Annotated in this window: 9 protein-coding genes and 1 CRISPR repeat array (1 of these 10 only partly in view); of the genes, 1 reads left to right on the top strand and 8 read right to left on the bottom strand. The window is 60.4% G+C overall.

Annotation, left to right across the window (positions count from 1 at the left end):
* Positions 1–672: direct repeats of the CRISPR family, unit length 28 nt; unit sequence TTTCTGAGCTGCCTATGCGGCAGTGAAC; it reaches 2,062 nt to the left of the window's first position.
* Positions 673–800: 128 nt separating this feature from the next.
* From cas6f to cas1f, 7 genes are all read right to left on the bottom strand, one after another.
* A complete protein-coding gene (cas6f, locus tag AAAK34_RS03785; RefSeq protein WP_231695403.1) occupies positions 801–1,385 on the bottom strand; it encodes a type I-F CRISPR-associated endoribonuclease Cas6/Csy4 in 585 nt (194 codons plus the stop codon).
* Between the two features lie 5 nt (positions 1,386–1,390).
* Positions 1,391–2,428, bottom strand: a complete 1,038-nt coding sequence (gene csy3, locus AAAK34_RS03780; protein WP_231695404.1) for a type I-F CRISPR-associated protein Csy3 — start codon at positions 2,426–2,428, stop codon at positions 1,391–1,393.
* A gap of 20 nt (positions 2,429–2,448) precedes the next feature.
* Positions 2,449–3,531, bottom strand: coding sequence for a type I-F CRISPR-associated protein Csy2 (gene csy2 / locus AAAK34_RS03775; protein WP_231695405.1), 1,083 nt, complete (start codon positions 3,529–3,531; stop codon positions 2,449–2,451).
* Entirely contained in the window at positions 3,521–4,831 is a 1,311-nt protein-coding gene (csy1, locus tag AAAK34_RS03770) for a type I-F CRISPR-associated protein Csy1 (protein ID WP_231695406.1), read from the bottom strand. The genes csy2 and csy1 overlap by 11 nt, the downstream gene beginning before the upstream one ends.
* A 240-nt stretch (positions 4,832–5,071) precedes the next feature.
* Positions 5,072–6,214 (bottom strand): hypothetical protein, encoded by a 1,143-nt coding sequence (locus AAAK34_RS03765; RefSeq protein WP_431777998.1) that lies wholly within the window; start codon positions 6,212–6,214, stop codon positions 5,072–5,074.
* 80 nt (positions 6,215–6,294) lie between these two features.
* On the bottom strand, positions 6,295–8,463 hold the full coding sequence (gene cas3f, locus AAAK34_RS03760; RefSeq protein WP_431777761.1) for a type I-F CRISPR-associated helicase Cas3f: 2,169 nt from the start codon (positions 8,461–8,463) through the stop codon (positions 6,295–6,297).
* Complete coding sequence (gene cas1f / locus AAAK34_RS03755; RefSeq protein ID WP_231695408.1) at positions 8,463–9,473, bottom strand: type I-F CRISPR-associated endonuclease Cas1f; 1,011 nt, start codon at positions 9,471–9,473, stop codon at positions 8,463–8,465. The genes cas3f and cas1f overlap by 1 nt, the downstream gene beginning before the upstream one ends.
* 727 nt (positions 9,474–10,200) lie before the next feature.
* Here cas1f and AAAK34_RS03750 point away from each other — a divergent pair.
* On the top strand, positions 10,201–11,394 hold the full coding sequence (locus AAAK34_RS03750; protein ID WP_231695409.1) for an MFS transporter: 1,194 nt from the start codon (positions 10,201–10,203) through the stop codon (positions 11,392–11,394).
* A gap of 345 nt (positions 11,395–11,739) precedes the next feature.
* Here AAAK34_RS03750 and AAAK34_RS03745 read toward each other — a convergent pair whose 3' ends face one another.
* Positions 11,740–12,933, bottom strand: a complete 1,194-nt coding sequence (locus AAAK34_RS03745; protein WP_231695410.1) for a CocE/NonD family hydrolase — start codon at positions 12,931–12,933, stop codon at positions 11,740–11,742.
* Positions 12,934–13,018 lie beyond the last annotated feature (85 nt).

The following is a 13,018-nucleotide window of genomic DNA, read 5'->3' as shown; positions in this document are numbered from 1 at the left end:
GGCAGTGAACACCAAGCTTCCGTTTGAAACGGAACCTTTTGATTTCTGAGCTGCCTATGCGGCAGTGAACGCCTGTGGCCCGCTTGCCATCGCTTTTGATGATTTCTGAGCTGCCTATGCGGCAGTGAACGGCTCAACTACTGCGCTGCCCGATAGAGAAAGATTTCTGAGCTGCCTATGCGGCAGTGAACCATTCATTCCTCCAAAAGAAAAGCCGGCTCCGTTTTTGAGCTGCCTATGCGGCAGTGAACCTGATTTACGTCAATCCGACAGCCGCTGAACTTTTCTGAGCTGCCTATGCGGCAGTGAACAGCGAATGCATCGAGACTCGACGCTGCTACAATTTCTGAGCTGCCTATGCGGCAGTGAACGTAATAGGGCAACGAAACTGGCGCTTGATTTATTTCTGAGCTGCCTATGCGGCAGTGAACCGGCTTGATTTGCTCGTCGGTGGTCGTGGCTCTTTTCTGAGCTGCCTATGCGGCAGTGAACGAACCCTCTCACTGATGACGGCGACGCGCTGATTTCTGAGCTGCCTATGCGGCAGTGAACCATTGCACCATTCGTGCCATGTCATTCTCAACTTTCTGAGCTGCCTATGCGGCAGTGAACGATGTGATCCATCGGTGGATGCGTGCCGTGATTTTCTGAGCTGCCTATGCGGCAGTGAACTCGATCAATTCTGCCCGCAACCGTTGCACAGCAAGGATTCCGAGCATTTCGGTAGCGCATACCTTTTTATTTCAGATGGCTGTAAGTCGTTGATTCACATAGACCACAGCCGTAGTTTTCAAAAAGGGTCAAAACCATGGCACGGTGGCTCTCGTGCTAAGGCCATAGGTATTGAAGCCCCCAAACTGCGGCTGCGGCTGAACAGGGCCCAAAGCCAGAAACAGCTTGAACTGCTGCGCCGTGCTGGTGCTCGCCAACTGTACAAAGGGCAAGTCGGTCATGCGGCTCACCGAGTCGGGGATGCGCTGGCGGGCTTGCTCTTCGCTAAGTTGGTGGCGTTTCATAAGGCGCCGGCGCAGGCGATCAGGGCTGCTTTTGACCTGCACGCGGCGTAGCGTACGGTGCGCCGCATCGGCGGGCACCGGCAAAACCGCGGTGGTGCGGACATGGTCGCGAAGGCTACCCAGCCATGCGCCAGCGGCCCATAGCTGCAAAGCGGCCTCATCGCCATACAGGCGCAGGCATTCGCCCAAGGTGTGGCGGCTACCGTCATAACCCGGAAAACCCACCGCAATGCACGGCCCCGCTGGGGCTGTCTTCGCAGCTACCAGTGCGCGGTGCAAGCGTGTGTACAGCGCGGCCAGCAAATGGGTGGGCGTGGTTTCAGGGTCGGGTCGCAGGTGCAGTTCGATGTAGTGGCTCAAGGTGGCCATGGTGGTCACTCCTTGCCCGCGTCACCAAACACGCCACCGCGAACAAGCGTGGCCAACACAAAGTGCTGCTGCTCCACCGCAGGCACTTTGTCTTTGATGAGCCAGCCGTCCAGCAGCGTGTAAAAGTCCATCTTGTCCGATGGCTGGCGGTAAGCCTTGCCCTGGGTGGTTACAGAGCCGTAGGGCTCGACGGCAATCGGGCCTTGCTCGGCTGCATCGGGGTACCAGCTGTCTATGCTGCGCAGGGCGTTGCCCAGCTTTTGCGAGTGCATCCCGGCCACGTCGTCCACGGTGTAAAGCGTTTTGCTCTTTTTGCTTTGGCCCTTGTCCAGAATCAACTCTTGCGAAGGAAACACTTCTTGCCCGTCACCAAGGCGCACAAAGGCGTCGACGCGCAGCAGCACATGAGACTGGCCCGACAGGCCTTGCTCGATCACTTGAGCCAGTGCTTTGGCCGCGTCCTCTTGCCCAACTGGCACGTTGAAGTCGCGCAGCGACCAAGCCAAGGCGTCAAACGTCCACTGCTGCACCGGTTGGCCGTCTTGGAGGTGTGCAACTCGCACTTCGACCTGTTCGGCGCCCAGGCGGTTGCGCCACAAAAATCGGCCATTGGCCAAGTTGGCAGCGTAGCGCGCCGCCAGCAGGCCTAAGCCATGGGTCTCCACATACCCTTGCACGGTAGCCCGCAGTTTGGCTTGGTAGTCGGCGTTGTTGCAGGCCGACGGTGCACCTACACCGGCCAGCACGCGCAGCGTGAAGCGTACGCGCAGGGTGTCAGCATCGGCGGGCAATGTGGCCACGTCAACCGTCTGCAAGTTGGGGTTCTCGATGGCGGCGTCGAGCTTAGCCGGATCGGCGTCTTTAGCGCTCTTGAGGCGGTTGGAAATGGTGCCGCGCACGGATTTTTCTCGCACCGCGATTGCAGGCCAAGTGTTGGCTTGGTCACGCTGCGCCCAGATGCCCGAGGCAAAAAGGGCGTCAGACGGATCCAACTTCCGTTCAAAGGCAAGGACGGAGGCGGTTTTGAGAGTGGTAGTAGCCATGAGAATGTCTCCAGAAAAATTTATGCAGATACGGTATCAAGAGGGACTGCCGGTACTGACTCGCGAGCCAGTGCGTTAGCGCTGCCTTTGAAGGTTTCAGGTTCGCAGTTGTTGCAGCAGCGGTACAGGCTGGTGGCCTCGTCGTAGGTGGGCCACCAGATCAGCTGCGCGGCATTGCGCAAGCGGTGCGGGCTGATCCATTGGCCGATGGAATACACGCTTTCGACAAAGCGCAGCGGCGTGGTGGCGTCGCGGGCCTGTGCCACGGTACCCGCAGGGTGCAGTTTGGACAGCCCTGCATAGCCGACCGGAATGGGCACCAGCCACCCGGGCCGCGCGTCGCGCTGCCATTCAACGCGTTCGGCGGGGGCTTCATCACCTTGCGTAGGGGACACCGGTACGCGAACGGCTCGGGTGTTGATGCGCGACAAGTCCAGCCAAGCATCCAGCGCCGTGACGGGCGTGGGTTGGCTATCGGTCTGGAGATGCGACAACGTGTGCCGGTGCGATTGCAGTAAGTCGTCGCGCGCGACCAGTGCAAAACCGGGCAGCAAACGACGGCTGAGTTCGGCAAACTCTTTGCGCTGCTGATCAGGCTCTGCGGCTTCCAGGCGCAGTTGGGGCTGCAACGCGCCCCGTGAACGCCGCGTGTGCGGTGCGATCACGCTGCCGCCAGCGATGCGCATAGTGGCCAACAGATCGGCCACGGTGTGCGCTAGTTGCTGGCGAGCGGCGGCGCCCGCCACCTGGCTGGACAGGCTAACGTCAAACACCAAGCTGATGTCGATGTGGATGCGGCCCTCTTCCACAATGCCTGCGGTCGATCCGTCTTTGCGAATCGGGTTGCGCGACAAGCGGAAACTGTGCGTGTAGCCCCGGTGCGTTTGGGATTCGAAGTGATGGCAAACGACGCCCACCCCGTTGAATTGCAAAGGGCAGTCCTCACCCAGCTTGCGCTCCAGCGCAGCCATCAGCCCAACAAAAGCGGTGACGCTGGGAAAGCCCCAGGTCATGGGGCTGGAGATAGCGTTGGCGTTTTGCACTTGCAGGTGCGGCACCAGCAGCAAGGCGCGGTCGAAAGTTACCGGCAGGTCAGCAGACATCGGAGGCCTCCTGCAATGCCCAGGCTTCTTGCGCCAGTTCGTCGCGCACCAATGTGCGCCAGTAGGCAAACTCTGGGTCGCCCAGCGCCAGGGGGTCGCGCAATTGGCTATTGAGCCAGCGCGCCAAGTCTTCGGCCACGTCGTCCAGAGTGTCGCCCACATTGTGCCCTTGGGTGGGGGCATCTAGCGCGGCTCGCGCCACACCTTCGGGGTCGAGCCAGTGCTTTTGTGCGGCGCTCAACTGGCATTCGGGCCGTTGGCTCCAGCCCGGCGCCACGGCGCGCAGCGTGGCGCTGAGTTGCAGCCATTCGTCCAGCAGGTCAAACACCATGGCGTCCCGGCGCTGACTTGTATCCTGGTTGGCGGGTGGGTTGGATTCCAGAAACTGGCGCAGCTGTTGCAGCGTGCGCTTGACTTCGGGCCGATAGCCAAACCGTGCCATCAGGCGCTTGCTGCTGAGCGGCAGTTGCTCGCGGGTTTGCCACAGCGGCGGCAGCGAGGCCAGCAGCGGATTGTTGCCGCCGCGCTCGCTATTGAGTTGGCTGATGTTTTGCGGCTTGGTGCCACCCATTTTGCGCACGGCCAGGTGCGGGTATTCATGCACCGGCGTGTCGCTGTCCGTACCGTCTTTGCGAGCCTGCCGTGATGCTTTTGCCGCATCGCCAAAGCGGTGCTCTTGCAACGTTTGCCAAACCGTGTGGGCCAGTGCGCTTCCAAACAGCGGCGCAATCAGGTGGTAGCTGGCATCATCGTGTGCGTCGTCTTCTACGCGCCAATACAACTGTTTGGCGTAGCCGTGGCTGGCCGGGGCGCCGCGCGGACGCACCAATGCGGCAAAGGCATCCATCCACTGGCGGGCTTCTGCCGGATCGGTACTCAGGGCCTGCGCCAGATCTGCGTCTTGCGCGCAGGCCAGTTCCAGCAAGGTAAAGCCCTCGTGCGCCAGTTTCAAGAACTTGAAAACATCCAGAGCGGCGGCATTACCTACCACGTCATCGACATACGCGCTGCCAAGGCAATGGCTGCCTACTTCATCGAGTGCTGGCAAGTCCTGCGGCGCCACATAAAGGTTGGTGCCGCGAGCATCGGGGTGGATTGGCTTGAGGGTGTGCGTGGCGCACTGAATTTGGGCAGAGCGCCGGGCGGCGTCATTGATCCAGTTGCGCCAGGCAAACTGCGTTTGCAGCTCGGCACGTTTGGGGTCGTCAGGTGGCAGTGCTTCGAGCTTGCTGTCCAGCCGTTCGGTCAAGAACGTCTGGATGAGCTCGCGCAACTGCGTCTGACGCGAGGTTGTCGTCATAGAGCATTTCCTTAAAACTGCACGATGCGTGCGATTCGATAAAACGTCCGAGCCAATGCCTCGGAGCGGAGTTGCTGAGTAGCTCTATCTTTTGATCGTGCGTCTTGTCATCACACTCGTACCCTCCTCAAACGTCTAACCCCAGTTTATTGGGTGCCTAGCCTTCCCAGGCCATGGCGTTGTTGATTCGCTGAGTTTTGTAGCTCGCAAATGTTCAATTCCGCATAGGCAGCTTCATGGCTAACTGGTTGCGCGAGTGAACCCCAGCGCCGGATGAAAACGCACGCGCCAGTCTTTCCCGCTCACGGGCAAGGCCATGCCGCCGTAGCGCTGCGCACAAGCGGCCGGGGCGATGCCCAGGCTGTCCGCCAAATCGTTCACCGCCTGCACGTAGTCAAATACGCCCCACACGGCAATGCCCTGACCTTGCACCAACCGGTCGTCCAGCAGCGTCATGCGCTCGCGCGTGACGTTGACGCTACGCGGGCCAGCGCGGGGTTTCGCCCAGTCCAGCGCCAGGTGCAGCTCCATGCCGTTCTCGTCGTCGTTGAGCAGCAGCATCACATCCACCTGTTCCCTGGTCTGCTGGCGAAAGCGCTGGCACTGCGGCAACACATGGGTCAGCAACGCGTCATGCGGTGGCGCGTGCCACCAGGTGGCGCCATTGAACAAGGGCGCGGCGGCTTGGTGCCGCGCGGCGCCACGCACCGGGGCGCGATGATGCGGTGCGCTGGCCGCCACTGGTGGCGCTGCGCGCAACAAAGTCTGGCGCAGGCGGGCATGCTCCAAGTCCACCAAATAGCGCTGCGGCTGCAGTGGCTCGGGGCTTTGGATACGTGGGCGCGCGTCGATTGTGTTCAGGCCAGCGATTTCGTTCGGGCGCAGCAACTCGCCCAAGCGGTGCGATGCCAGCAAAAACGAATCGCCGTCTTCAAACCCCGGCCATCTGAACGCAGCACCACCGGGCGCCTGGAGGTGGCGCAGGTTGGTATCCAGCAACGCAATGTTGGATTCCGCGCAAACGCCTTGTCGGTGGCGGCGCACGCGGCCGGCCAGCTGGATGAGCGATCGCATGGAGGACGGCTCGACCACGGCCCAGTCGTAGTCGTGGTCGCGGCCAACTTCTGTCACTGGGGAGCCGAGCACGATGAACATCTGGTCAATGGCCTCGTGCGCATCAATGCACCGGCGCAGGTCAGGACGATCAAACACGGCGTCAGGTGAGCGGCGGTTGAGCACGGCGTCCAGCCGCTGCTCGATGGCCGAGCGCAGCAGCAGGGGAAAGCGTGCGTGGTACACACACAAATGCACCTGCCAGCCTGCGGCTACGCCCTGGCGAAACAGCTCCAGTGCTACGGCCACGAGCGGCTCGATGTTGGCCATGCGCACCAAGCCAAAACTGATGCGCTTGCTGCTGTGTGGGTCAACACTGTGGTGGTGGGCGTGCAGTGCCATGGCGGCATTCAACACAGCCCGGGCAAAACCGGCATGGCGGGTAGCCGCGTCCTGGGCGTTGTCAATGTGCAGGGGCAGCAGTGCAGCGCGGCGGCGCACTTCGGCCACGCTGGCCAGCCGCTGGCTGCGGCCTTGCACATAGCTGGAGTGCTGCGGCATGAAGGCGTCGGAGCTGGCGCAGTCTGCATGGCGCTGGTCGTGCTCGTCCAGCCACAGGCAGCACACGGCGCGCGGCGCCGCACTGTCGGCTTGTGCGCCCCGATTTTTGCGTACTCGCCCCGCCCGGCCAAGTAGGCCTCGAACAGGCCCTGCACCATAGCTGGTGCCAGCGTGGCCGAGGACAGCAGCACGCGCGCGCCCAGCAACCCCGCCCAATGCACCAGCCGGCCCAGCGCGGGCAGGTCGCCCAGGTCAAAGTCGTCGGGCTCGTCGAGCACCAGGTCGCTGCTCATAAGGCGCAGCATGGGCGCAATCTGGCGGCCGCCTCGCTGGCTCTCGGTGGCGGGCACCAGATGGTCGATGGTGCAAACCAGCAGCGGAGCCGCCAGCAGTTGGCGCAACTTGGCATCGCGCGTCACGCGTGAGAGCAGCGGGTGAGCGTCTTCGTTGCCCTCAATGCCCTCCACTCGGGCAAATTCATCCACCAGGTCTTGGCGCGAGGCTGATCCATTGGCCTCGGCCTGTGCTTCGTAATGCTCAAACAGCGCACGGCTGGACGAACCACCGACCAGGATGGCGAGTTGCTCATCGTCCAGTTGCAGCAGGTCACGAAACGCCCGCCCGGTTTGCAGCGTTAGCGTGCGCAGCCCCATGGCAAAAGCGCAGCGCATTCCGCGCACCGGGTCGGCCAGCGCGTGCATGACCTTTGCGTTGGCCAGCGTTTTGCCGCAGCCCGTGGATGCCATGTTAACGATGAAGGCTCCGTGGGCAGCTGCATTTTCGCGCTGCGCAGCGGCCAGGTCAGCGGCTTTGTCTTGCCAGCGAAAGGCGCTGTGCGTGCTGCGCTGGCGCAACAGGCGGTGACCTTTCATGCGAGGCAGGTGCAGCTCAAAGCCAGGCAGGGCACGCGTGGCCCGCTGGCTGTGCTGGGCCACGCCGATCAGGTGTTCGTTCAGGGGCTGGAGCAACGCGCCGGTCTTACGGTCGGTATTGGCATAAAGCTGGCCCCACGGCGCAACTTGTGCGCGTGACGCGTCTTGGGCGTCCAAGCTTGAATAGTGGTGGTCAGCCAGCATCAGGCACATGCGTGAAACGTGCATCACATATGGGTTGGCCAGCCACCCCCCTGGCCGGGCTGGATCACCAGCGTTTGCAGACGCCGAGCGAGCTTGGCTGCGTTTTTTGCCACGTGGGGCAGTGCACAGGTAGCTCTTGGGGGTGAACGTCCAGTACGGCTCGACCCACTGGGCCTCGCTGTGAGTGGGCAACTCGTTCCACGGCGCAGTGATGCGGTGCAGCACCTGCGCCAAATGGCCGGGGTTGAAAACTTCATCCTGGGGCAGTTGCGGCAGCCGATGGTGCGTCACCACCAGCCAGCCTATGGCCTGAGCCAGCGGGGCGCCTGCCAGCACCGCAAACGGCGGCGGGGCGGGGATATCCAGGCCGTCGCGCACCAGCCTGTCAATCCAGGTGGCGTGATCGGCAGGCGTGGGCTCGGCCAGCCGAGCCAGCCATTGTGCATCGGTATCCTTGCCGACAAAGGCCTGAAACATACGCAGCGACACCCACTCATGCCGGTAGTCGTTGCGTCCCATCTCGCCCTTACCGCGCAATCGATCTTGAAAAGCTTTGCTGGCCTTACCCAAGTCGTGCAGTAGCGCAGCCAAGGCGGTAAAAAGGTGGATGGCCTCGCCGCTGTGCCAGTCGTTTTCATCTTGCGAGCGCAGCACATTGCGCTGCGTGGTGTTCGTAGGCGTGGCGCCCTGGGCGTTGAAGCGGCGTGTATCGCCCACCACCCACAACAGTTCACTGTGATCAATCCCGCGAATCCAGTGGCAAGCGACGGCAGTGTTCTTACGCGCAGTTTTGCGTAGCAGGCGACGCAATGTGTCCAGACCGTCCTTGGTGATAGGAGTTTGCCAGGTGCGTTCTCCCCGCCGCTCGGCGAACTGGTCCAGGATGCGGCGGGTTTCGGTCAGAGCGCGCTTGTCGCATTGCGAAATTAGTAAAACGTTCATTAGGCGCCGCTCTGGGAGGACTCTTGAGCCTTCGATCGCGCCATTTGACCGGTCTGCAAAGCCACTGCTTTCACGGTATCGATCATGAAGTCCAGGGCCTCACTGCGCGTAAGACTCTCGATGCACGCGCGCCGAAATTCCTGCTCCTCTTCTCCCCGTGTAGCGGAGATGAATGCTTGTGGCAAAACATGAGCATCCTTCACCAAATCGGCCACATCAAAGACCAATCCACCTCGTCGTGTCTTGCCATGCAAGACCGCCAAACCGTGCGGTAACCCCAATACCCATGTTGCGGTAGCACCCAAGCCGTAGGCTAGGTAATTTCCATGATCCAAGAATCCATTGGCAGGATCAACGCCGGAGCCTCTCTTGGCTCGGGTGAATTCTCCGTATTTTGTTGCCCGCGCGGCAAGTTTGAACAGTTCCTTGGTCAGTCTAGCTTCCTCAGTTAACAACGATGTGTTATCGGGTGCTGCCACGACATGGCGCGCTGAAGCATCCAATGTGCCCTGCAAAGCGTCGGCATCGATTTCAAAGCCTGCTGCGCGTAACGCCTTGCTATTAACCCAATGTTGGCGAATCCGATTCAACCGGGCCTGCTGAAAAGCCTTCGCAGCAAGCAGCCTGAGGGAGTCATCAAACCAAAATCTTACCCAATGTTGGAGATATTCGGTGGCTCGGTACTCACTCTGCGGGGAAAACCAGGCAATTTCGTGGTCGATTTCATTTGCACTGAAAAGAGGGGTCCCGCCACCCCCACAAAATCCCACAAGAACCCCAGCTTTAGCCATTTCCCTCATAGCTGCCTGCGTTACAGAAGTACCAGTACCCAGCAACACGGTAGTGGTGTTAGCAATGGGAATATTCCAGTACAACTGCCGCCTTCCCTCGTCGGTGACGAACTCGACCCGACCGCCATTGACCAGTAACCGGCAGTGCTCAAGATAATATATGTTGGCGCGCTTCGAATGAATTATTGATTTTAGGTCGCCAGACGATATCTCATCCAATTCGAATCCCTCTGTAGTTAGATTTTTCTTTACGGGCTAAAGAACCGAGATCCAATGATCTTGATAACACAATCCAAAAAACGCGAATCATGGGAAGCCGCCTCTTTCGAATAGCCACCTTTGCCATCGCCCCCAAAAACATTGATCTGCAACCCTTGATTTTATAAAATATGTCTTTGGGATCTCATTATGTTCAGCGTTTACGGCATTCGCATTATTAATGGCAAAAAAGACCGGCACCACATCGGAAAATACGAAGACAGGCACCATGCCATCAGCATTTGCCGCCTCCTGGATTGCGATTACGGCTACGTAAAAGAGTTTGGCAGCAGCACAATTTATTATCTTCCGATCAAGCCGGGCTACTACGAGCACCGCGGCCCACCCCTGATAATGAAACCGATACCACCCGGAATTCTCGGATAAGCTTCGATTCTCCCGCGCCTGAGGGTGCCAAAATGTGCTTCGCCGGGCGAATATCCGCTTCTCTCGTGCTCATTATGTTGGCAACGAGATGTAACTGTCTACCCCGGGTAAGCACCACCTGAAAAAACATCAAGCTTTGCGCCGCCGACCACGAATAGGTCGTAGCGGCGCATTTCGCTTTCAGGACTTCTCCACCCCTGTAGAGTCCTGACAAACAGAATTACACTTGGGCATCGCCTTAGTCTTGGCAGGCTTGGCAAGGTTGCTCTTTCAGCCTCGCGGACTAAATAAGTACACGCCAATGAACCCCCACACCCCCACCAAGAAACGGCTCCCCGCCGCCATCTGGGTTCTAGGCTTCGTGAGCTTGTTGATGGACATCTCTTCCGAGATGATTCATAGCCTGCTGCCCTTGTTCATGGTGGGCACTCTGGGTGCAAGTGCGCTGGTGGTGGGCATCATCGAAGGGTTGGCTGAGGCCACTGCACTCATCGTGAAGGTGTTCTCGGGAGTGCTGAGCGACTGGTGGGGGCGGCGCAAGGGGCTGGCAGTGTTTGGCTACGCGCTGGGTGCGCTCACCAAGCCGCTCTTCGCGCTGGCTTCGGGGATAGGGCTGGTTTTGACTGCGCGCTTGCTTGATCGCGTGGGCAAGGGCGTGCGTGGCGCGCCTCGCGATGCGCTGGTGGCGGACTTGGCCCCACCTGAAATGCGTGGCGCTGCTTTTGGTCTGCGCCAGTCACTCGACACGGTGGGGGCGTTCCTGGGGCCTCTGCTGGCCGTGGGCCTGATGCTGTTGTGGAATGACGATTTCCGCGCGGTATTTTGGGTAGCAGTGGTGCCTGGTCTACTCGCGGTGGCACTGCTCATGGTGGGCGTGCGCGAGCCCGAACGGCCCAGCAATGAGCAACGCAGCAACCCGATCCGCCGCGAGAATCTGCGTCGCCTGAGTGGTGCGTATTGGTGGGTGGTGGGCGTGGGGGCAGTGTTCACGCTGGCGCGCTTCAGCGAAGCGTTTCTGGTGCTGCGCGCTGAGCAAAGCGGTGTGCCGCTGGCGTTGGTGCCTTTGGTTATGGTGGCCATGAATCTGGTGTACTCGGCCTCGGCTTACCCGTTTGGCAAGCTGGCTGACCGCATGAGTCACCGCACACTGCTGGCGCTGGGCTTGGTGGTGTTGATTGCTGCCGATCTGGTGCTGGCCAGCAACACGCATTGGGCTACCGTATTGGCTGGAGTAGCGCTGTGGGGCGTACACATGGGGATGACCCAAGGCCTACTGGCCACCATGGTGGCCGATACGGCGCCGGCCGATCTGCGCGGTACGGCTTTCGGGTTCTTCAATCTGCTCAGTGGCGTGGCGATGCTGCTGGCCAGTGCGGTGGCGGGCTTGCTGTGGGACCAGCTGGGGGCGGCTTCCACTTTCTATTCCGGGGCGTTGTTGAGCGGAGTGGCTCTGTTGGGTTTGCTGTGGCGGAGGCGGGAATTCAGTGGGCGCTAGAGAGGTTGAACTGGATTCCCGCCTCCGCGGGAATGGCGGAAAGAACAGGAGCCTTGATTAAAAATACTTTTGCGACACCCTCATGAGAAACAAAACTTTGAAAGCCCAAAACGGCCTACATCGCCTCTGTCTTTGTAGGAGCGGCTTCAGCCGCGAAGGGTCACCGTCACCCATGTCGTCCTTTTGCTCCTAAGGAAGCCATTCGCGGCTAAAGCCGCTCCTACAAGGAAGACCACTGTTTCTCCACGAACGCCGGGCGCCCCAAGGGCCTTTGAAGCTCTAAAGCCGCTTCTACACTGTGGTTGCAAACTTCATCTGGCCTGATGAATTGAGAAGGCTTGGGTTCTAAGCTCGGCGTGCCAACACTTCGGCAAGCCAGTCGAATACGACGCCCTCCCACAGGGTGGCGCCAAGTCCGCTGCAATGGCCGCCGGCGCCTTCGGCATCAGTGAACCTGTGAAAGCGCTTTTCGCAAGTGAGCAGATCGAACAGCTTCGGGCTCTGGGAGGCAAAGTCACCTTCGCCTTCTGTGACCAGAGTGGGGCAACTGATCTGATGGGCTGTGGCCTCGGCGCTGAATTGCTCCTGCATGCGAAGGAACTCTGCTACGCTGCTGGTTCCGAAGGTCGCCATGCGTGGCTCGAAAAAATCTCGTTGACGCGGATTGTCAAGCCACTTTTGAAGGGCATGATCCATCTCCGGATCAGAAGCGCGAACGCGTGCCCAGTCATCTTCAGAAAGCATTGCAGGAACAAAGCGCGAGACAAACTCTACCTGCCCGGGGTCACACACCAATGCTGCCAGACGCGGCTCCGCGGCAGCGGCGCGCGGCGCCAGATATCCCGCAAAGCTGCGGCCCATCAGTACCAGCCCTTCGGGGCTGACGCCGGGCTGCAGCAGCAGCCAGTCGATCACAGGCGCAAGGACGGCTTCAAAATCCGGTCGCATGGGCACGCGCTGCTCGTAGAGCATGCCGCCTTGGCCGGGACCGTCCCACAGCAGAACGTTGTAACCCCGCGCGAGCGCCATGTAGCCGGTGGCGGCGTAGCACGATTCGGCCGTGGAATCGAAGCCACAGGGGATCAATACAGTAGGCCGTGCAGATGTGTCTGCTTGCGGACGTAAGAGGTAGGCCGTCATGCGCGCCCCAGCCAATGGGATTTCTTCGGTCGTGGTGCTCCATGGCAAGTGCGCCAGCGCCTCGCGGAACGCAGCACGGTGCGCCCGCCAGCCCCTGAGCAAACGCTGATCGTCCAGGTCACCACGCAGAAAGAAAATGGCTTGTCGCCAGTATTCGGTGGCTCGCAGGTAGGCTTTGGCTGCTGTCTCGCCATGCCCGAGATGGGCGCTGGCCTGGGCGCTTTGAGCTGTTCGTTCAGCCAGGGCTGCCCATTCGTCAAACCAACTGCCGGCATCTCCCGGCGTGGCGCGCCGGGCCGCCGCCAAGGCCTCACCCAGATCGGCCGACCCTGAGTAAGCGGCCGCGGCTGTGCGTTGCAGTTGCGCGTCCATTTCAGCATCTTCCAGTACGAATTTCATTTGCATCCTCCTCAGTTGACAAAGAAAAACGGCCGCGCTCGAGATCAAGGGCTGCCCGACCACAAATTCTTTAAAAAAAACTTGC

This window comes from Ottowia caeni (assembly GCF_050821495.1).
In the GTDB taxonomy this organism is placed as follows: domain Bacteria; phylum Pseudomonadota; class Gammaproteobacteria; order Burkholderiales; family Burkholderiaceae_C; genus Ottowia; species Ottowia caeni.
Note: the sequence above shows the minus strand (reverse complement) of the source record. Positions and strands in the feature narration are given on the sequence as shown.

Excerpts from the sequence above, each read along its gene's own strand:
- cas3f (WP_431777761.1), bottom strand. The coding sequence starts at position 8,463 with ATGAACGTTTTACTAATTTCGCAATGCGACAAGCGCGCTCTGACCGAA.
- AAAK34_RS03765 (WP_431777998.1), bottom strand. The coding sequence starts at position 6,214 with ATGGCCAACATCGAGCCGCTCGTGGCCGTAGCACTGGAGCTGTTTCGC.
- AAAK34_RS03745 (WP_231695410.1), bottom strand. The coding sequence starts at position 12,933 with ATGAAATTCGTACTGGAAGATGCTGAAATGGACGCGCAACTGCAACGC.
- AAAK34_RS03750 (WP_231695409.1), top strand. The coding sequence starts at position 10,201 with ATGAACCCCCACACCCCCACCAAGAAACGGCTCCCCGCCGCCATCTGG.
- cas6f (WP_231695403.1), bottom strand. The coding sequence starts at position 1,385 with ATGGCCACCTTGAGCCACTACATCGAACTGCACCTGCGACCCGACCCT.
- csy3 (WP_231695404.1), bottom strand. The coding sequence starts at position 2,428 with ATGGCTACTACCACTCTCAAAACCGCCTCCGTCCTTGCCTTTGAACGG.
- csy2 (WP_231695405.1), bottom strand. The coding sequence starts at position 3,531 with ATGTCTGCTGACCTGCCGGTAACTTTCGACCGCGCCTTGCTGCTGGTG.
- csy1 (WP_231695406.1), bottom strand. The coding sequence starts at position 4,831 with ATGACGACAACCTCGCGTCAGACGCAGTTGCGCGAGCTCATCCAGACG.